Annotated in this window: 20 protein-coding genes; 12 read left to right on the forward strand and 8 right to left on the reverse strand. The window is 36.4% G+C overall.

Going from position 1 to position 20,621, the window contains the following annotated elements; all coding sequences use genetic code 11:
* The first annotated feature begins 15 nt into the window (after positions 1-15).
* Positions 16-270, forward strand: coding sequence for a zinc ribbon domain-containing protein (locus V7127_RS03260; RefSeq protein ID WP_335344740.1), 255 nt, complete (start codon positions 16-18; stop codon positions 268-270).
* Positions 271-502: 232 nt separating this feature from the next.
* Here V7127_RS03260 and rluF read toward each other — a convergent pair whose 3' ends face one another.
* Entirely contained in the window at positions 503-1,210 is a 708-nt protein-coding gene (gene rluF / locus V7127_RS03265) for a 23S rRNA pseudouridine(2604) synthase RluF (protein ID WP_335483527.1), read from the reverse strand.
* 510 nt (positions 1,211-1,720) lie between these two features.
* Positions 1,721-2,158: an Rrf2 family transcriptional regulator gene (locus V7127_RS03270; protein WP_335344742.1), complete on the reverse strand. Its 438-nt coding sequence runs from the start codon at positions 2,156-2,158 to the stop codon at positions 1,721-1,723.
* A 260-nt stretch (positions 2,159-2,418) separates the two neighbouring features.
* Here V7127_RS03270 and V7127_RS03275 point away from each other — a divergent pair, with 260 nt between their 5' ends.
* The 8 genes from V7127_RS03275 to V7127_RS03310 all read left to right on the forward strand — a co-directional run bounded on the left by V7127_RS03275 (position 2,419) and on the right by V7127_RS03310 (position 12,968).
* On the forward strand, positions 2,419-3,330 hold the full coding sequence (locus V7127_RS03275) for a VOC family protein (protein ID WP_335483529.1): 912 nt from the start codon (positions 2,419-2,421) through the stop codon (positions 3,328-3,330).
* A gap of 623 nt (positions 3,331-3,953) precedes the next feature.
* Positions 3,954-5,141, forward strand: coding sequence for a M20 family metallopeptidase (locus V7127_RS03280; protein ID WP_335483531.1), 1,188 nt, complete (start codon positions 3,954-3,956; stop codon positions 5,139-5,141).
* Positions 5,142-5,580: 439 nt separating this feature from the next.
* Positions 5,581-5,733, forward strand: coding sequence for a hypothetical protein (locus tag V7127_RS03285; RefSeq protein WP_335344745.1), 153 nt, complete (start codon positions 5,581-5,583; stop codon positions 5,731-5,733).
* Between the two features lie 131 nt (positions 5,734-5,864).
* Positions 5,865-6,251 (forward strand): nuclear transport factor 2 family protein, encoded by a 387-nt coding sequence (locus V7127_RS03290; RefSeq protein ID WP_438823962.1) that lies wholly within the window; start codon positions 5,865-5,867, stop codon positions 6,249-6,251.
* A gap of 108 nt (positions 6,252-6,359) precedes the next feature.
* Positions 6,360-7,244 (forward strand): VOC family protein, encoded by an 885-nt coding sequence (locus V7127_RS03295; RefSeq protein ID WP_335483533.1) that lies wholly within the window; start codon positions 6,360-6,362, stop codon positions 7,242-7,244.
* A gap of 328 nt (positions 7,245-7,572) precedes the next feature.
* The gene (locus V7127_RS03300) at positions 7,573-8,409 is read left to right on the forward strand and encodes an EamA family transporter (RefSeq protein WP_335344747.1); all 837 of its coding nucleotides are present in this window, start codon (positions 7,573-7,575) and stop codon (positions 8,407-8,409) included.
* Positions 8,410-8,867: 458 nt separating this feature from the next.
* Positions 8,868-11,204: a helix-turn-helix domain-containing protein gene (locus tag V7127_RS03305; RefSeq protein WP_335483535.1), complete on the forward strand. Its 2,337-nt coding sequence runs from the start codon at positions 8,868-8,870 to the stop codon at positions 11,202-11,204.
* Between the two features lie 336 nt (positions 11,205-11,540).
* Positions 11,541-12,968, forward strand: a complete 1,428-nt coding sequence (locus V7127_RS03310; RefSeq protein WP_335483537.1) for an MFS transporter — start codon at positions 11,541-11,543, stop codon at positions 12,966-12,968.
* Here the strand turns inward: V7127_RS03310 and V7127_RS03315 are convergent.
* A complete protein-coding gene (locus tag V7127_RS03315) occupies positions 12,965-13,195 on the reverse strand; it encodes a hypothetical protein (RefSeq protein ID WP_335483539.1) in 231 nt (76 codons plus the stop codon). The two genes, V7127_RS03310 and V7127_RS03315, sit on opposite strands and share 4 nt — an antisense overlap.
* A gap of 68 nt (positions 13,196-13,263) precedes the next feature.
* On the opposite strand from V7127_RS03315, the gene V7127_RS03320 reads away from it, so the two are divergent.
* On the forward strand, positions 13,264-14,451 hold the full coding sequence (locus tag V7127_RS03320) for an amidohydrolase (protein WP_335354129.1): 1,188 nt from the start codon (positions 13,264-13,266) through the stop codon (positions 14,449-14,451).
* Positions 14,452-14,659: 208 nt separating this feature from the next.
* Here the strand turns inward: V7127_RS03320 and V7127_RS03325 are convergent, their stop codons facing one another.
* From V7127_RS03325 to V7127_RS03335, 3 genes are all read right to left on the reverse strand, one after another.
* Complete coding sequence (locus V7127_RS03325) at positions 14,660-15,523, reverse strand: RNA polymerase sigma-70 factor (RefSeq protein ID WP_335354130.1); 864 nt, start codon at positions 15,521-15,523, stop codon at positions 14,660-14,662.
* A 266-nt stretch (positions 15,524-15,789) separates the two neighbouring features.
* Complete coding sequence (locus tag V7127_RS03330) at positions 15,790-16,233, reverse strand: carboxymuconolactone decarboxylase family protein (RefSeq protein WP_335354131.1); 444 nt, start codon at positions 16,231-16,233, stop codon at positions 15,790-15,792.
* Positions 16,234-16,262: 29 nt separating this feature from the next.
* Positions 16,263-16,916: an FMN-dependent NADH-azoreductase gene (locus V7127_RS03335; protein ID WP_335483541.1), complete on the reverse strand. Its 654-nt coding sequence runs from the start codon at positions 16,914-16,916 to the stop codon at positions 16,263-16,265.
* A 200-nt stretch (positions 16,917-17,116) separates the two neighbouring features.
* Between V7127_RS03335 and V7127_RS03340 the strand changes: the two genes are divergently transcribed.
* Both V7127_RS03340 and V7127_RS03345 read left to right on the forward strand, forming a co-directional pair.
* Positions 17,117-17,605: an RrF2 family transcriptional regulator gene (locus V7127_RS03340; protein ID WP_335354133.1), complete on the forward strand. Its 489-nt coding sequence runs from the start codon at positions 17,117-17,119 to the stop codon at positions 17,603-17,605.
* A 168-nt stretch (positions 17,606-17,773) separates the two neighbouring features.
* A complete protein-coding gene (locus V7127_RS03345; protein ID WP_335483543.1) occupies positions 17,774-19,114 on the forward strand; it encodes a cyclic 2,3-diphosphoglycerate synthase in 1,341 nt (446 codons plus the stop codon).
* 151 nt (positions 19,115-19,265) lie between these two features.
* Here V7127_RS03345 and V7127_RS03350 read toward each other — a convergent pair whose 3' ends face one another.
* Both V7127_RS03350 and V7127_RS03355 read right to left on the reverse strand, forming a co-directional pair.
* Positions 19,266-20,408 (reverse strand): glycosyltransferase family 4 protein, encoded by a 1,143-nt coding sequence (locus V7127_RS03350; protein WP_335483545.1) that lies wholly within the window; start codon positions 20,406-20,408, stop codon positions 19,266-19,268.
* An 11-nt stretch (positions 20,409-20,419) separates the two neighbouring features.
* On the reverse strand, positions 20,420-20,617 hold the full coding sequence (locus tag V7127_RS03355; protein ID WP_438823963.1) for a phosphatase PAP2 family protein: 198 nt from the start codon (positions 20,615-20,617) through the stop codon (positions 20,420-20,422).
* Positions 20,618-20,621: the final 4 nt, after the last annotated feature.

The following is a 20,621-nucleotide window of genomic DNA, read 5'->3' on the forward strand; positions in this document are numbered from 1 at the left end:
ATTTGAGGTGATAGAATGAAAGAATATAAAAAGTGCCAAAGCTGTGCTATGCCATTAAAAAAAATTGAAGATCGTGGTACGGAGAAGAATTTAGATAAAAGTTCTATGTACTGTATGCATTGTTATCAAGAAGGGGAATTCACGCAAAAGGACATTTCTGTAGATGAAATGAAACAATTTGTAAAAGATAAATGCATCGAAATGGGTTTTCCGAAGTTATTGGCAGGAATGTTTGTAAAAAATCTTCATAAATTGGAGAGGTGGAAATAGACATTACAATCTAAGTTGAAAGAGGATTATGTAATGCTTACCTCATTTTTTTATATTACGGTGAATCGTATCATAAGTAAATGAGGTTCTTAAGGGGATAGATTGACCGCTTGCATATCTTCTTAGTGCTTCTTTCTGGGAAAGAAGCACTAAGATTTATTATTTTTGATTGTCCATTTGGCTATACAATAAACCAATTATGATTCTATCTAAATTTTATCTTCCGCAGTTTTTACCATTCTCTTGGCTCATAGTTTAATTCTCTAAATAATTGAGTTCGCTCTTTTTTGGATAAGTCTCTCCATTGTCCAGGAGGAAGATTGCCTAAATGAATATTCATGATTCGGATTCTTTGCAAACTGTAAACATCGTATCCCAATTCAGCACACATGCGGCGAATTTGACGATTAAGGCCCTGTGTTAAAATGATTTGAAAATCAAATTTAGATAATTGGGTTACTTTACAAGGAAGTGTTTTTGTCCCTAATATTTTGACTCCCTCTGACATCTTCTTCAAGAACTCAGGAGTAATGGGCTTGTCCACAGAAACAATATATTCCTTCTCATGCTTACCTTCTGAACGCAGAATTTCGTTAACAATGTCGCCATCGTTCGTAAGAAGTATTAAGCCCTCTGAATCTTTATCCAGGCGCCCAATATTAAATATTCTTAATGGATGGTTGACCAAATCAACAATATTTCCCTTTACACCTTTTTCGGTTGTACTCGTAATGCCGACAGGTTTATTTAAGGCAATATAGACATTGTTCCTTGCTACTCGGATTAGATTACCATTTACAAGAACGTCATCCCCGGGATTAACTTGGCTGCCTATTGTTGCACGTTTACCATTTATCATAACTCTTCCATCGGTAATTAATTTATCTGCTCCCCGCCTAGATGCTACTCCAGAATCGCTTATAAATTTATTAATACGCATGTTGACACATCCTTAATCAGAGGCTTATCTTATTAGACAATTAACTATACTTTATTTTAAGAATAAATTACACCCTTATTCAGATAAACAAATAAAAGTTTGTTTCAAAAAGGCTACTACTTAATGCGGACATTGATTTCAGTGGAGAAGAGGTTCAAGAAGTCCGCCTTCAAACGAACAAAATTAAAGAAATTAGAGGCGCTGAACGTGTGAAATCATGGACGATTCCAAATGGTGTGGATCTCTCTGAAATTCATTCTAATGGAGAAGTGATTACGATTGAAGTAGAGTAGAATATTATAAGAAATGATGAATGAAATCTGAGTTTGCTTTTTCGAAAACTCTGTAGAAAAACTACAGGGCTTTTTTAAACATTATTGGGAACCGTATTATAAGTAAATAAGGATTTTAGATTTCAATCATCTCTCTCAAATGAGAGACACGCTAATTTTTGTTTTGGCCATTATCTTGAACAACATATTAAAGACATTCCTTTTAGAATGCCTTTTATCAACAGTTTATATTCTCTTTATTGACAATATCCCTCACAACACTCTCTAAGTTTACATTCTCCAAAACTTTCTCCATAGCTAATTGCGCAGCTGAAAATAATGGTTCTATTGTATTTTGGATGTTCCTGCCTACGGGACATTCTGGATTTGGATTTTCATGTAAGCTGAATAACTCTTTATCTTGCACAACATTAACTGCCTTATAGACGTCAAGCATTGTTATGTCAGATAGTTCCTTTGCTAGTTTAGCTCCCGCGATACCAGGATGTACTTCTATTAACCCGGCTTTTTTTAGCATCCCCATAATTTTTCTAATCACTGCTGGGTTCGTGTTAACACTCTCCGCTAAAAATTGAGATGAGCTCACTCCATTTTTATTTATTTCAATTAGAGCCATTATATGAATTCCAACGGATAATCGGCTACTGATGGACATTTTAAGTCACCTTCCTTCTTTATTTTAAAACAAATAACTTAAGGATTCCATCATGTAATTAATTTGATTACAAGCTTATTATATCCTAAAAAACGTATAGATTAAAACTGCTTTTGTTGACAGCAGAAAATCATGTAAATATAATAGTTACATGTAATTAATTCAATTACAGGCTGATTAATTCTTATAGAAGAGCAATAAAATAAGGGTTTTCATAGAATTTCTAACGGAATGGAAAGAGATATAGAGAGGGTTAAGAAATGCTTATTAAAAAGAATATTATTTGGTTATCCATTGTTGTACTAACAGTGATAGTTTTAGTACTTGTAACACTTAAGCCTTGGGAAAGGGATGCTAAACAATTAAATTATACCGGAGAAATGGAGCCTAGACTTGGTTACGTGGAATTATCGGTTTCTGATTTAGATAACTCATTACGCTTTTATCAAGAGATAATTGGTTTCAAATTGTTAGAAAGGAACGAAAGGACTGCTGAATTAACAACAGATGGAACAACGCCAATTTTAACATTAATTGAAGAGAACTCGTTTGTGGAGCGTCCATTTAGAACAACTGGTTTGTTTCATTTTGCTATTTTAGTGCCAAATAGGGAAGAACTGGCTTTGGTATTAAAATATTTAATAGAATCTGAATATCCACTTCAAGGGGTTTCCGATCATCAATACAGTGAAGCCATTTACCTTGCAGATCCTGATAATAATGGAATAGAAATTTATGTGGATACAGATCCGGACCTTTGGTTAGAAGATGAAAAAGGTGGATATGTCGGAGGAACTTATCCGCTAGATATTAATAACTTACTGTCTGAAATAAAAGCAGACAAATGGGAAGGATTACCTAGTGAAACAAGACTAGGTCATATGCATTTACAAGTATCTAATATAGAGGACTCAGAAAAATTCTATGTGGATGCATTAGGATTTGATGTGGTATCTAAGGATTCTCAGATGTTATTTGTTTCCAAAGATGACTATCATCATCATATCGGGATGAACACTTGGGCTGGGAAGGGATTACCTAGTCCACCAGAAAACGCCTTAGGTTTAAAGTATTATACGACACATTTTACGGAAGATGAATTTAACAATGCAAAATCAGAATTAAAGCGGTTAGGATTTCCATTTACAGAAGAAGATAATGTCATAGACTGAAGATCCTTCAGGAAATCAAATAAAAATTGTGTTAACTAAATAATATTATATTCATCTACTATTTATATAAGATATTACTTTTTTGCGCTTGTTGATGCTGTAAATTATTTTTACCGGGAAAATCCGGTCCATCACTCTAAGCATTGGGAATCCTCCCACACAACATTACTTTCAACTCGCTCCTAATACAAGGAGCGAGTTTTTTGATTTGTATCAGGAATAAAAAAACTTGCCCCACATAGCTTCCGGAAGTAGGTTCAAAAGCTATGGAGATATCATTTGGTAGATTTAACTCTTTCCAACGTAAATTTGCTTGTTCAGCTGTTAATTAAACAATTGGCAAGTGAAATTCTGTAGCACTCTTAATGACATTTCCATATACGGATCATCTTTTAGTGTGAAATTCAAAATGGAATGAACTTATCCTACGATGGGCTCTGTTATATCAACTGATTTTACTATTATGTGGACAGAATCCATAAAAGTGATGAACCTTGTCATATCATTTAAAAATTAGGGTATTATAAATATGATTTTTTGCAGAATAATGAAATAGCTGTTGTCGCTAAATGCTTCGAGCTGAGGCACTTAAATCATTATATAAAAACTTTGTGAGGGATGAAATGAGAGAACAATTAATGAGCATGTTAGAAGCCCGCAAAGATGAAATGGTTCAAATTCGCCGTTATTTACACGAAAATCCGGAAGTTTCTTTTAAAGAGGAGAAAACCGCTCAATATATTGCCGATTTTTATAAAGGAAAAGATGTTGACATCCTTAGGAATGCAGGAAACGGCTATGGGATTATCGTGACAATTAAAGGGGGTAATCCGGGAAAAACGATTGCTCTTCGGGCAGATTTCGATGCACTTCCGATTTTGGAGGAAACAGATGTACCCTTTAAATCGAAAAATGAAGGGGTAATGCACGCTTGTGGCCATGATGCCCATACTGCCTACTTGCTTGTTTTGGCGGATTGTTTGATCCAATTAAAGGATTCACTCGCCGGAACAATTAAAATTATTCATCAGCATGCGGAGGAAGCACCTCCTGGGGGAGCGAAAAGCATTGTGGAAGCCGGTGTGCTGGACGATTTAGACAATATTTATGGTATTCACATATTCCCTACCCATCCAGCAGGCTTTGTTGGCTACAGAAGCGGATATGCGTTAGCAGGCAGGTCATTTTTCAAATTAATCATTCAAGGTAAAGGTGGCCATGGGTCATCTCCACATTTGGCAAATGATGCAATTGTTGCTGGAGCCCATTTTGTAACAGCGGTACAAACAGTAATCAGCCGCCGGATCAATCCTTTTGAGATGGGAGTCATTACGATCGGCTCATTCGATGGTAAAGGCACCTTCAATGTGATTAAAGATTGTGTCGAGCTTGAAGGGGACGTCCGCTATATGACGGTTGAAACGCAGCAGATTATCGAGAAAGAAGTACATAGAATAGTAAAAGGCATTGAGACGGAATTTGGCGTACAATGTAAGCTTACATATACGGCTGATTATCCGCCGCTGTACAATGATCCGGAAGTGACAGAAAAGGTGGTCACCAGCTTAAAAAACATAACCGACCCGGACATTAAAGAGGTTGGGGAATACCCGATGCTCTCCGGTTCTGAGGATTTTGCTTATTATCTTGAAAAAATCCCTGGTTGTTTCTTTTACATTGGCTGTAAACCAAAAGGCAAGGAGACTGCCTATTTTAATCACCATCCAAAATTTGATATTGATGAAGACTGCCTTCTTGTTGCGGCCAAATCAGTTGGGTATGTAGTTTGCGGGTATTATGGTTTTGAGTAATGGAAAAGCATGAATAATAAAAGAGTAAGCTAGACGAGATTTCTTTGTCTAGCTTTTTGAATTGATAATAAATTTTATGTCCAGAAACAAACTTTTTTTTAAAAATGTGTCCTTTCTTTAACCTAATCTATATATAAAAGATGAATCGACTTTTGGGAAAGACTCAAGAAAGTGAGAGAAACTTTTGATTTGTCTAATATATTGGAGGGCAGACGTTACGTCAACGATACGGGGCCAAAAAGAAAAAGAAAAAGAAAAAGAAAAAGAAAAAGAAAAACAACTACTAAGTTATCGGTGTAGTCAGGTATTGATTATTTCGCATTTTTCACCATCATCCTTCAGTACGGGAGAATCTCTTTGATGAAGTATTGTTCGATGAAATTCAGTATAATGAACAGGTAAATGATTCATGTATTATTTTTCAGTGGAGGGAAACCTTTTGAAGCAGCTATCTAAAAAGCATAAGAAACCTATCGTTATTTTAATTATTTTCCTTTTTGTTCTAGCTGGTCTACTTGATATTAAATACGAAGGATTGCTCTTTCAACTATTACCTAATTCGATTCAAACCTACTTAGCTGATATTTTGTAAAATCGCCCAGAATATACAAAAGGGATAGCCCATAGTGAGTTTTTTGTTTAGAACCCAATTATTGACAATTTATTATGTTCAACATAACATTATTCTAGAACTTTAAATTCCTTAAAGAAAGGATGTTTGTGATGAATATGAAAGCAAACCTCTCCCATAAAGACCAAGCAGTATCGTTCCTGCAACTTGTAGCTTCTGGGAATGTAGACGAAGCATATCAGAAATACATAGGTCCAGGCTTTCGCCACCATAATCCCTATTTCCGTGGCGATGCCAATTCCCTTATGCTCGCGATGAAAGAGAATGCCGCCCTGAACCCTAACAAGACACTTGAGGTCAAACATGCTATTGAAGAGGGAGAGATGGTTACGGTTCACTCTCATGTGAGACAAAATCCTGAGGATCTTGGAGGAGTTGTGGTCCATATCTTCCGGTTTCAGAATGATCAAATTGTGGAATTATGGGATGTAGGTCAGCCAATACCCGAGGATTCTCCTAACGAGAATGGCATGTTTTAATGTTCCTGCGGAAAATAATTTAATCTGAAAAACTATACCCAATTATACATAATGGGAATTTTCGTCAGCGAAGAGGGCACTAAATAAAATCTTATTGAGGAGGTCCTTATGCAAAAAATCATTCCACATTTATGGTATGACAAAGAAGCAAGAGAAGCCGCTTTGTTTTATATTAGTTTATTTGAGGACTCTAAACTATTAAATGAAACAGTTATAGAAAACACTCCTTCTGGAGATTCAGAATTAGTCAGCTTTGAATTGGCTGGGCAAGAATTCATGGCCATCAGTGCAGGTCCTTACTTCAAATTTAATCCATCTGTTTCATTGATGGTCGCTTGCGAATCGATAGAAGAGGTTAATACCAAATGGGAAGCTTTAGTAGAAGGCGGTACCGAACTCATGCCATTAGGTGAGTATCCCTTCAGTAAGCGGTATGCCTGGGTGCAGGATCGCTTTGGCTTGTCATGGCAGTTGATGCTTAAAGACAATGGTAAAGCTGTTCAAAAGATTACACCAAACTTGCTCTTCTCAAGTGATTCATGTGGGAAAGCGGATGAGGCAATCCAGTATTACACAGACATATTTGAGGATTCAAAAATAGAAGTAATAAGTAAATATGAAGCAGGAGAATCCAGTTCATCAAAGGCAAAGGTGAAATATGCTGCTTTCAACTTATCCGGATATCATTTATCAGCGATGGATCATGGATATGATGTAGATTTCAATTTTAATGAAGCATTTTCACTCATGATCAACTGTAAAGATCAGCAGGAGATTGATTACTTCTGGAATAAGCTTTCTGCCGTACCCGAGGCAGAACAATGCGGATGGGTAAAGGATCAATTCGGCCTTTCATGGCAGATCGTTCCGGGCAATATGAATGAGGTCTTGTATAAAGGATCAAAAGACGAAAACCGCAGAGTGTTTCAGGCCCTCTTAAAGATGAAGAAAATTGATTTAAATGCTTTGGAAAATGCCCGTTTTGAAAAATGATAAAGTTTAAGTAGTGAAACCTGCATTAGCTTTGTTTAGAGCTAATGCAGGTTTCACCTATTCCATATAGCTACTAGATAAAAATCAATACGTTCCTTCCGAACTGAACTGCCCAATGCCCTTTAATTCATCGTCAAAATGTCGACTACAGATTCTGTCTTTCGTTCTTCAGACTACTTTACCTTAAACATCCAAATACATGTTTTTTTTTACATTTTATCAGATAATGAATCGATATTAATACTCTAGTTTAAAAATTATAAAAACCATTTGAAATATTAGAAATCTATATTAAAATGATTCTATCAAAGAGAGAGAAGGATTTTTAATGTGGATTGTAGCAGCAGTTCTGACGATGTTGTGCTTTGGAATCAATAATATGATTTTTAAGGTCACGTCAGGCAAAGGACTATCAAAGGTGCATTTGCAGTTTTTCTTTTATCTGATTGCGTTTTTAATCATGTTTGGCTATGGAACAGTCGTAGGGTTTGCTTCATTTAATGGATTAACGATTGTGCTAGGGGCGGTCATCGGCATATTGAATGCTAATGGGAATATTCAAATGTCAAAGGCGTTTGAAAAAGGACCTGCTAGTTTAACATCACCGCTTATTAGCACAAATACGATCATTCCTATCCTAAGCGCAGCGCTTATTTTTCAAGAGCACATTACACTCATTCAGTGGATTGGCATTATTGTTATTCTTGCTTCTGCAGCGGTCATCCAATATGTGCCAGGCAGTGGCATTAAGATGGATTATAAGCCGTGGATGTACCGCGTCTTACTATCGATTGGATCGTTTGGTGTACTCGGTGTGCTTATGAAGACGTCCTCGCATTTACATATTGATTCCATCAATACACTTGTTTGTATGTATGGCGGCGGTGCGACTTATTTACTGATAAATAGCTTTATGATGAAGGAAAAATGGCAGCGTACAGAGCTGAAATTTGGTGTCATTATTGGATGTATTAGTGTCGTAGGTTATAGCAGCTACTTTTTTGCTCTGAATATTGGAGTAGCCAGCATTGTATTCCCGATTGTTAGTTTAAATTGTTTAGTTGTCGTTCTCAGCAGCTGTTGGCTATATAAAGAAAGGCTTAAAATGTACCAGGTCATCGGGGTTATTTCCGCACTAGCCGGCATTGTACTAACAAAAATTTAACAGACATACAAAAAGTTAATCAGGGCTTAAGGCTCTGATTTTTTTTATGGATATAAATCTAATCCTTCATTTAAGTACATTGTTGGTATTTCTTCTATTTTTGTATATATTTAAATCCTTTGATGGCAGAAACCATAATCAAAAACTTAACGGTGAAATATACCATAAAATTAAATGAGTTTTTTATAACCTAGGGTGCCGGAATATGGATTTTTCTATTTACGGAAGCCTATAACGAACCTCTAATGAAATGCCCACTTGAGTGGGTATTTTTTTATATGATAATGTAAACCTAGAGGTTAATGATAAGAAGAGTGGGCAGGTATTGTAAAAATAGTAAGTAACACTCGCTTTTTAAATCTTTGAGATAGAATTATGATAATTTTGGTATGAAAGTGTGAGGTCATGCTTTTTGGAGCATGCTCATTATCGATCAAAAGTAGTTAGGAGTGATTGGATTGAACGATCCTTTGTTAGATTTTCAGATATCATTTCAACATATTGAGTTGTTAGTTCCAAGAATAAATAAAGGGGTTCAATTTATTCTGGTCATTAGTGGTGAATTAAAAATAGAGACATCCAGTCGCTTTTATCATATGGCAGAAAACGATTTGCTTGTTATTAATCGTAATCAGCTTTACCAGATTCAAGGAAATGAACAGAATAGGGTAATGATATTATCCATTTCAGACAGCTTCATGGACCGTCATTATGCTGATTATCGCAATCAGCGCTTTGAATGCTATTCAAGAGAAATTGATCTTGGAAGAGAAGAGATGATTCATGCCATTCGCAAGCTATTGGCAAATGTGATGATTAGTTATTATAGACAAGATGAATGCTATCGAATTGAAGTTAAAAGCTACATCTGTCAAATGCTGCTTATATTGATCCGCAGTTTTAAAGAAGAAGGCAGTGTCATCCAGAAAATAGATACAGAGGATCGGCGCCTATTGCAAATTATTGACTATATGGAGAGAAATTATGATCAGCTGATTACATTAGAGGAGGTTGCAAAGAAATACTTTCTTTCAACAAGCTATCTATCCCGATATTTTAAACAGAAAATGGGGATGGGGTTTAGTCGTTATTTAATGAATATCAGGCTTAAGCATAGTTTGAAGGATTTACTTTACACAACTGATTCCATATCACAAATCGCGATGAATAATGGCTTCCCAAACACAAAGTCTTTTTCAGCCTTTTTTAAAGAAGTGTATGGAATGACGCCACATCTATATCGTGATAGCCATACTGTCCAAAAGGAGGATTCAGTTCGAAGCTATAGCAAGGTAGATGCTTCAAATCTTATCCAATCATCAGAGATTATCGCAAAATTAAGCAGCATGAATTTAGATGATCAAAAATCTTATAACCATACAGAGACTAGGTATGAAAAGCTGCCAATCACCTTGTCCTCCCTAGAACCGATGGGCTTACATCATCCTAATCATATCCTGATTATTGGAGAAATTTTTGAGCTATTAAAAGAAGATGTTCGCTCTCAAATATTAGATGTCAAAAAGGATTTGAAGTTAAAATATATCGGAGTTCGTAATCTCATTAGTAATACGGCCATTCCGCCTGAAGTAGAGACAGATGAAGAGATTCCGACAACATCACCATATTTTAATATTGATAGTGCTTTGGCATTCATGAAAAAGCATGATTTATCTTTGTTTATACGGGCAGATTATATAGATATTTCGAGAGATGAAGAACAATATTTTACAAAACTCATTCAATTTATCAGACATTGCTTACAGCTTTACGGAGAGTCGTTTGTTAAGCAATGGCATGTGATGTTTTACGAGCCATATTATACAGGAGTTGAAGCAAAAGATCTTCAGAGGATTTATTTAAAACTGCATGATGTATTAAAAACGACCCTCCCTTCGATTCAGGTAGGCTTGTATATGCCTTTTTCTTTTCGTAAAGAAAAAACGAGCAATCATCATGAATGGCAGTTAGAGAAGGGGGAGTTTATTGATTTTATCGGTTATAATGCAAATCAAAATGAGGTAATTGATTTTAAAGAAATGGCGGAAATGAATTTCGATTTAGCAAAAGATTACATAAAAGAAAAAACAAATAAGCTGAAGCACTACTTAAAGAGGAACCATATAGAAAAACCACTTCATCTCGTTTCATGGAACACGTTATCAGGCAATACTCGGTATACGAATGGCACTTTTTTTCGCGGAGCATTGCACTTGAAAAATGTATTGGATATATCCAATGATGTGAAAACAGTTGCTCTTTGGATTAATACGATCGTACATGAGGACACAGGGAAAGATCAGCGTTATCGAATGGACGGTGTCGAATTATTCCATTATCTAAAGGGAAAACGTCCAGCTTATTTTGCATTGATGTTTCTAAAACGTCTACATGGTGAAATTGTTGCACAGGATAAGGATTACGTGATGACAAGGAATGAGCGGGGATATCAGTTGATCCTGATGAATTGTAATATTATCAATCCATATTTATCCATTGAAGAGACATTTCTGCAAAAACTCAATAAAGAAATTCACGTAACGATTTCTGGAATTCCTAAAGGAGAATATCAAATACGCAAGCATGTGTTTGATAAAAATCATGGAGCGTTATATACGAACTGGTGGAATTTGAACAGTAAGTATGGCATGGATTCTGAAATTATTGATTATATTATTAATTCCTCCAGGCCTTCTTTAGAAATCTTCGATGAAACGATTGAAGAGGATTGGTCATTTTATTCCTATTTAACAAGCAATGCCATTCACTTTTTTGATATTCGAAAAGCCTACTGACAAAAGTGTTGCAAATCATGTTATAAGGCTAGCCCCAAAACGTCTGGGTCTGCTGCCTTCTATCCTTTGAATGGTATAGAAGGCAGTGAAGCCATCCCCTTTACTTGTATAAATGACAAAAATCTGCCCCACAATTTTCCCTTAGCAAAATGATAGGTTAATTATTTCGAGCTTTAGTCTGTGATTTACACAAAAATTGACTCTCTTAATACAGCTGAAATTTTTATAATTATAGTATAGAAACGCAACAAGTGCTCCTGTTACTCCTTATTTGTTGCAGTAATGTTTCTTATTAGACATATTAAAAAATTTAGTTAAGGTGTGGGAGGTTCAATCATGGAGACAAGTTATAAAGGTACGGATAAGCTGATCACAGGGATTGTGTTCGGGGTTATCACGTTCTGGCTTTTTGCCCAGGCAATGGTCAATGTCGTCCCAGCTGTTCAATCAGATTTAGGGGTTTCATATGGAACGATCAATATAGCCATCAGTTTAACAGCCTTATTCTCAGGTATGTTTATTGTAGCTGCTGGTGGGATTGCAGATAAAATTGGACGTAAAAAAATTACGTATATTGGGTTAATTTTAAGTGTTATCGGTTCCTTATGTCTTGTATTAGCACAAGGATCTGTCTTGCTAATTATTGGACGTATTATCCAGGGGATTTCCGCCGCTTGTATTATGCCGGCAACGATTGCTTTAATGAAAGCTTATTTTGAGGGAAAAGACAGACAGCGTGCTCTTAGTTATTGGTCAATTGGATCTTGGGGCGGTTCAGGTGTTTGTTCGTTTGCAGGTGGCGCCATTGCTACGTATATGGGATGGAAGTGGATTTTTATCTTCTCCATTATTTTTGCCCTCCTTGCTATGTGGCTAATTAAAGATACACCTGAAAGCAAAGCAGAAGGAAATGGTTCTTTTAAATTTGATTTTAGTGGTTTAGCTATCTTTATCGTTACGATGATTGCATTAAACGTCTTTATTACATTCGGTGCGGACTTAGGCTGGACTAGTCCAATCACTATTATTCTTGCCATCGTTACCATTATCGGAGCTATTGTCTTCTTCAATGTTGAAAAGAAGAAAGATATTGCACTTATTGATTTCTCTTTATTTAAAAATAAACCATACGCAGGTGCTACTTATTCAAACTTTTTATTAAATGCAATTGCCGGGACACTTGTTGTTGCAAATACGTATGTTCAAGTAGGCCGTGGATTTACTGCATTTCAGTCAGGGATGCTATCAATTGGATATTTAATCGTTGTTCTTGCAATGATTCGTGTCGGAGAAAAAATCCTGCAAAAAGTAGGAGCAAAATTACCAATGGTCTGGGGTGCTATTATCACGACAGTTGGTGTAGCGATGATGGGTCTAACCTTCTTGCCTGGTTTTACTTATACAGTTGTAGTATTTATTGGGTTTGTTTTATTCGGGCTTGGACTTGGCATATATGCAACACCATCTACAGACACATCTGTTTCCAATGCGCCATCGAACAAAGTAGGTGAAGCTGCAGGGGTTTACAAAATGGCTAGCTCATTAGGCAGTGCGATCGGTGTTGCTATCTCTGCAACGGTTTATAGTTCAGTTGCAGCGGCTGGAAGTGTTGAGACCGCAGCATCGGTAGGGATTATCGTAAACGTAATATTCGGTATACTGTCGATTCTTTCAATTGTGATTATGGTACCAAAAAATGCTGGTAAAACAACAGATGCTCTATCGAAAAAAACATTTCAAACACCAAATAAGATAGCTAATTAACTTAATAGAGTATAGATAGAAGTCAGTTTCAGCTCATTTTTATAAATAGGAACCGAATGAAAGGTTATATCATTCTGTTCCGTTAAAGAAAACTCGCCGATTGGCGAGCCTTGGAAAGGCGAAGATAGAGGCGTAGTTGCACTTATCGCGCTCATAAATGCCACGTCCTGTGGCATTCGCCCGACTAGGACATCCTGTCCATCGTACTTAATTCCTAAAATTGGCACCCGCGTCGAATCAACTTCTGCGCTGACAATTTATAATTTCTTAACGTGCAAAAAAGGAGACGAAAATAATGAAATGTGAATTGATGAGCATGTTAGAATCACGTAAAGATGAAATAATTTCCATCCGTCGCCATTTACATGAAAATCCAGAGATCTCATTTAAAGAGGAGAAAACAGCTCAATATATTGCGGATTTTTATAAGGGAAAAGATGTGGACATTCAAACGAATGTTGGGAATGGTTATGGCATTGTCGTCACCATTAAAGGTGGAAAGCCTGGAAAAACAATTGGTCTGCGCGCAGATTTTGATGCCCTTCCAATTGTAGAAGAAACAGATGTACCGTTTAAATCAAAGAATGAAGGGTTAATGCATGCATGTGGGCATGATGGACATACTGCTTACTTGTTAGTTTTAGCTGATTGCTTAATTCGATTAAAAGACTCCATTCCAGGGACAATAAAAATCATTCACCAACATGCAGAAGAGGTTCCGCCAGGTGGGGCGAAAAGTATCGTAGAGTCTGGTTTGATTGATGACTTAGATGCTATTTATGGCATTCATTTATTACCGATGGGACCTGCGGGCACAGTAGGATATCATGCTGGATATTCCTTTAATGGACGGGCATACATGAAATTAAAAGTCCAAGGAAGAGGTGGCCATGGTTCCTCTCCTCATCTAGCTAACGATGCAATCGTTGCTGCTGCTCATTTTGTTACAGCTGCGCAAACCATTGTCAGCCGCAGATTAAGCCCATTCGATATCGGTGTGATTACTATTGGATCTTTTGATGGAAAAGGGACATTCAACGTGATCAAGGATAGCGTAGAACTTGAGGGCGATATTCGCTATATGACTGTAGAAACAAAAGAAACGATTGAGAGAGAAGTAAAACGGATTGTAAGAGGAATTGAAGAAGAGTTTGGCGTAACATGTGAGCTTACTTATACTCCTGATTATCCGCCTTTATACAATGACCCTGAGCTTACAGCTAAGGTGGCAGAAAGTTTACGAAGCATGGATGATAAAGACATTAAAGAAGTGAAGGAATTTCCGGCAATGTCTCCATCTGAGGACTTTGCTTATTATGCTGAAAAATTCCCAGCCTGCTTTTTCTACATTGCATGTACACCAAAAGGGGTAGAAAATCCTTACTTCAATCATCATCCAAAATTTGATATCGATGAAGATGCACTCCTCGTAGCTGCGAAAGCTGTCGGACAAGTTGTTTGCAGTTATTATGAATTAGACTAAATGAAAAAAAATAAGCTAGACAAGATAGTTCATTGATAACGTATCTAGTCTAGCTTACTTTTTTGTCTGGACTGCTTACCATTAATTATGTAGCATCAATTTTGGAGTACACTCGCCATTTATCGCAGACGAGTAAATCAGATTTTTTTAGTCCCCGATAAATAAATACTGCCAAGAATGACTTTTTCTCACCGTACCTCTACAGTTTTTAGTGAATAGGCAGTTTCTCAGGATTCATTGTTATATACATTTCGTTTATTTTTTCATTACTAATATAAAAACTTAGGATACTATGAATCTTACCATTCATGTATATCACGATTGCTGGTTGATAATTGATATTTTTCATTTCAAAATTAAAGTCTTCAGAGGCTTTTTTCATGATTCCGTATAATAAGGCTAAAACGTTGGATACGGATACGATTGGACGTACAGCAGCCGTAGCTTTTCCACCGCCATCAGAGAATAGTGTAACATTTTCTGATATAAGTTCTAATAAGACAGCCGTATTTTGCATTTGAAACGCTTCTACAAAGCGATTAATGATTGATTTATTTTCCTCATAGTTTAAACTTTCACCTTCCACACGTGAGATCTTTTGCTTGGCCCTGCTAAAAATTTTTCTGCAGTTTTCTTCTTTTTTTCCAATAATATGTGCAATCTCTGAGTATGGGAAATCCAGTACCTCTCTTAAAAGGAGAACTGCCCGTTCATCTGATGCTAAATGCTCCATCATGCGTAAATAGGCAATACTCAATCCTTCTTTTTGTATAATCATTTCAGATGGATCATAGGCATGTAATTTCTCTTGTAATAGCGGCTCAGGGTTCCATGGTCCCACATAATGTTCTCGCTTGTATCGTGCAGACTTTAATGAATCAAGACAGAGGTTTGTCATCATTTTACAGAGATAGGCTTTCTTATTCTTTATGTCTTCCTCACTTATTTGGTAAGCTTTTAGAAATGTTTCGTGAACCATGTCTTCTGCTTCCGCAACTGATCCTAACATCCGATAACCTAATGAGAACAACAATGGTTTATATAGTTGGTAATCTTCTTTCGAAATTTGCACGATTTCTCCCCTTTTCGTTTAAAATGATTCCTTCAGCTGCTTATTTTTCACTGCTCACTGCCCATCTGCCAAAATTGAGTTGGGCGATGTCCAGTCTCCAGCTATATATAATCCTGGAATTCTTGTTTTAGAACGCAGCTGCCCTTTGCACACCAATTGCCCTAGGTACCCTTTTCCTTTTATGCTCTAAATAACCGAAAGGCATCCAAATATGCACTTGGATGCCTTTTCTATACAATCTGAGACGTAGATGTTCACCGAAAGTATTATTTTTCAGTTGCCGTATTCCCCATTGCAATGGAAATCCTATTCCAACTGTTGATTTGGTTAATTATTAAAATAAGGTCAACATACTGTCTCTCGTTATAATGTTCACGTACTCGTTGATAAAGCTCATCTGGCACACGTTTTGTCGGGATTAACGTCACGTATTCTGTTAACTCAAGGGCTATTTTTTCTGCATTTGTGTAAAATGTGCACTCTCTCCAAGCACTAATACAATATAAACGTTGTTCCGTTTCTCCCATTTTTCTAGCATCAGCTGTATGCATGTTAATACAATATGCACAACCATTTATTTGCGAGGCACGAATTTTTATTAGTTCACGCAGTTTACGGTCTATACCTGTAGTTTTCGTATACTTCTCCATTTCCATCATTATTTTAAGTGCTTCTGGCGCTACATTGTAATAATCAATTCGTTGTTCCAATATAATTACCTCCTTTTATTTCTTTCCCTTTAAGAAAGTATTAATTTAGGTGCTAATCTTGAAGCAGCTTCTTCAGCTTCTTTATATGCTTTTTGTAATACTTCAATTGGGTCTAGTAAAGCAGTTCCTTGTGCGCGAATGATTTGATAATCTTCAATGCCAAGAAAATTGAACATTGACTTCAGGTATTTATTAGAGTAATCAACTTCTGTATACCAATCATTGTTAGTATATATTGATCCACTTGCTTGTATGACAAGCATTCTTCGTCCGTCTTTAAGAAGCCCCACTGACCCATTTTCAGTATATTTAAAGGTTTCACGTGCAATCATGATATTGTCCATATAATCTTTTAACTTTGATGGAATATTAAAATTATGCAAAGGTAATACGATGATATACGTATTTGCACTTTTAAATTGTTGTAAGATTCCGGACATACGCTCCGTTACTTTTTGTTCTTGGCTAGTTAGTTCCTGTTCTTTTCGTTGTTTTTCCCATGCACTTAAAACCGTTTTATCTATCATAGGCACTACATCACTGTACAAGTTAATCTGTTCAATTCCTTCGCTATCAGGAATTAATTCTTTATAAGCCTCCAAAAAGTGGTTAAAAACCTGCAAGCTAACTGAAGAAGTATCATCTATATTTGGATGTGCATTAATGATCAGTGTTTTGTTCATTTGTATTTCTCCTTTAAAATGAATTTTAGGCGCCAATTAAAGACTAACTTAATCGTCGATTAACATTATCTATAATATGTGCTATAATTATTTTTGTCAAATGAATAAAATTTACCAACAGAGATTTCTTTATTTGACTAGAACTCTAAATACTCCTAAGATACAATTTGATAATCCATAAACAAAAGTAGGTGAGTTTTATGCAATACAGTGTCGGAGTTGAATATGCTTTACATTGTCTTGTTTATTTAATTGATGTTCCTTCTAAGGAAAGTGTTGGGATCAAGGATTTGGCAGAATTCCAAGGACTTTCTGAGACATTTCTTTCAAAAGTTTTCGGTAAATTGTCTAAGGCTGGTATTGTAAGTTCTGTCCCCGGTGTAAAGGGAGGATATAGGTTATCTAAGTCCCCAGAAGACATTTCCTTTTGGGATGTAGTTGAAGCAGTTGAAGGTCCAAAGCCTATTTTTCAATGTAAAAATATTAAAGATAATGGTTATTTGTATAGAGAAAGCTGCTGTTCAGCTCCCTCCTTTTGCACCATCAATTTAGTTATGCTCTCTGCGGAAGAAAAAATGCGTGATGACTTGCGTAGTAAAACACTATCATGGTTAAATGAAGAGCTTGATCGTGTATTACCCAAACAAATACGTGAAGATACTCGAAAATATTTTTCGAAAAACGACTAATAAAACGAACCTCTTGTGAAATTCCTTAATTAAAATATTCTAAAGAGCTTATTCATAAAAGCAACATCCTTATCTTTTAATTTCTAGCAATTTTGAAAATGCTATTGTATTAATATACATTCCTAGTTATTATTATAATAATTGATTGAAAGTATAGGAGAGAGTGCTATGAGTAGAAAAAATATTATTATTATTGGGGCAGCAGGAAGGGATTTTCATAATTTTAATACGTATTATCGTAATAATGAAATGTATAATGTTGTTGCTTTTACAGCAACGCAAATTCCAGATATCGATGGACGAAAATATCCAAGTGAATTAGCGGGCGAATTGTACCCTGAAGGTATTCCTATTTATTCACAAGATCAATTACCAGAATTGATTAAAGACTTGCAAGTGGATGAATGTGTGTTTGCGTATAGTGATGTTAATTACGAAGACGTGATGGGCGTGGGTGCGATTGTGAATGCAGCAGGTGCTAACTTCACATTACTAGGGCCAAAAAGCACGATGTTAAAAAGTAATAAGCCAGTTATTTCCGTTTGCGCTGTGCGAACTGGAACTGGAAAAAGCCAAACATCGCGTAAAATTATCGAAACACTGCTGGAGCATGATTTAAAAGTCATTGCAGTGAGACATCCGATGCCTTACGGCGATTTGAATGCACAGCGTGTTCAGCGCTTTGCGACAGTAGAGGACTTAAAAGAGCATAATTGCACAATCGAAGAAATGGAAGAATATGAACCACATGTGGCGCGTGGAAATATTGTGTATGCTGGCGTTGATTATGCAGATATTTTGGCAGCAGCTGAAAATGATCCAGATGGCTGTGACGTTATTTTATGGGACGGAGGAAATAACGATTTCTCTTTCTTCGAGCCTGATTTAGCTGTTACTGTCCTAGACCCGCATCGTCCAGGTCATGAGCTGAAATACTATCCTGGTGAAGTATGCTTAAGAACAACAGATGTGGCTATCATTAACAAAGTGGATAGTGCGCCAGAAGAAGCTGTTCAAATCGTAGAAAATAATATCAAATTCGCAAATCCAAATAGCACGATTATTAAAGCAGAATCAACGATTACAGTGGATCAACCGGAGAGTATTGTTGGAAAACGTGTATTAGTCGTAGAAGATGGCCCAACATTGACACATGGAGAAATGAAACTTGGCGCAGGTACAGTTGCAGCTGAACGTTTAGGTGCGAAGGAAATCATTGATCCACGTCCATTTGCAGTTGGTACATTAAGCGAAACGTTTAACAAATACAAACATATTGGCAACGTCCTTCCGGCAATGGGATACGGCGAACAGCAATTGAAAGATCTGGAAGAAACAATTAATAAGGCTGACTGTGATGCCGTAATCATTGGCACACCAATCGATTTATCGCGCGTCATTACAATTAATAAGCCATGTACACGTGTACATTATGATTTAGCTGAAATTGGCAGCCCGAATTTAAGTGATATTTTAAAAGATTTTATCCAAAAGCATAAGCTTGTGTGATGAACTTAAACAATTAGAAAAAGACTAGCGACACATTATTAGTGTCGCTAGTCTTTTTCCTTTCTTCCTACATTTTAACTTCCTTCATAAAAGCTCCCATGTGTTTTTCCATTTTACCATTTAACCGCAAGTGGCTTAAGATTATCAATGGCTAAGCAAGTTCCTGCTTATTTTCCTTGTCAATCGTAGTAGAATACGATTTAAGCAACTTTTCAAAAATAGTATCCCATTTTTGTTCGAAAGCATATTTTCTTCCTTCAATCCCCATCTGACTCCGTAATGAATGATCGTACAATAACTCTATGACCGCTTTTGTAAATTGAGGCACATTTCCAGGTGGACATAGGCGGCCAGTTACCCCTTCCTGAATAATACATTTGACACCACCTGAATTTGCACCGATAACAGGTGTGCCACTTGCAAATGATTCAAGAACAACATTGCCAAATGTTTCAGTTGGAGATGGAAAAACAAATAAATCTGCAGCCGAATATATTTCAGCTAATTCTTTCCCTTGGAGAAATCCTGTGAAATCCATATTTTCTAGTGCCGCGTTTTGAAGCTGAGCCCTACTTGGACCGTCTCCTACAATTAGCCAATGTAAATTTTCATTTATATACGGAGGCAAGGCTTTTGCTATTTCTAGAAGTGTGTTGACATCCTTCTCAGGTGCTAGTCTTCCTACATAAATGAGAAGATACTTTTTGCGTATTTGATATCTTTTGCGAACAACTAGCTTATCATAGTAAGGGTGAAATAGTTTGCAATCTACCCCTCTTGACCACACTTCCATATTTGTAAATCCCCTTTTCCTCAACTTTCCAATCGATTCAGACGATGGAACATAGATTTTCTGTAACGGACGATGAAACCAATTCATATATTTCCAAAGATATTTTGAGAGATTTGGTAAATCATAGTATTGTAAATAATAATCGAAATCCGTATGATAAGAGCCCACTAGTGGAATATTTAACTTTTTTGCATAATATGCCCCGCAAACCCCCAAATTAAACGGAGTGGCAACATGAATGATATCCGGTGCAAAATGAATGAGCTCTTCTCTCATTTGAAATGGGTTAGGAAAAGCGAAACGGCATTCAGGATATAAGAAAAAGGGCAGACTTTTAAAGCGGTGAATATAGGGTGTCAAATATTCACTAGATAAAGTGCTCGGTGCAAAAACCTTGAATGAAATATTTTCTCTAGTTAAATAATCAGTAAACTGCTTTAATGTTCGTGCAACCCCATTAATTTCCGGATAAAAGGTATCTGTGAAAAATGCAATTTTCATTTGCCCCTCCTTCAAAATGTCCATATAAAATAAAAGCTAATAAAGCCACAATTAATTCCGAGCATTCCACCTGCTAGTACATCAAATGGATAATGTAGCCCAAGGTAAATTCTTGATAGTCCGACAAATAAAGCAAGAGGAAGCAGGATGACAACCAAACTTATTGAAGTGACAATTAATTTTATGAAATAGGCGACATTCAAACTCATATAG

Source organism: Bacillus sp. JJ1773, assembly GCF_036962035.1.
Lineage (GTDB): Bacteria > Bacillota > Bacilli > Bacillales > Cytobacillaceae > Cytobacillus.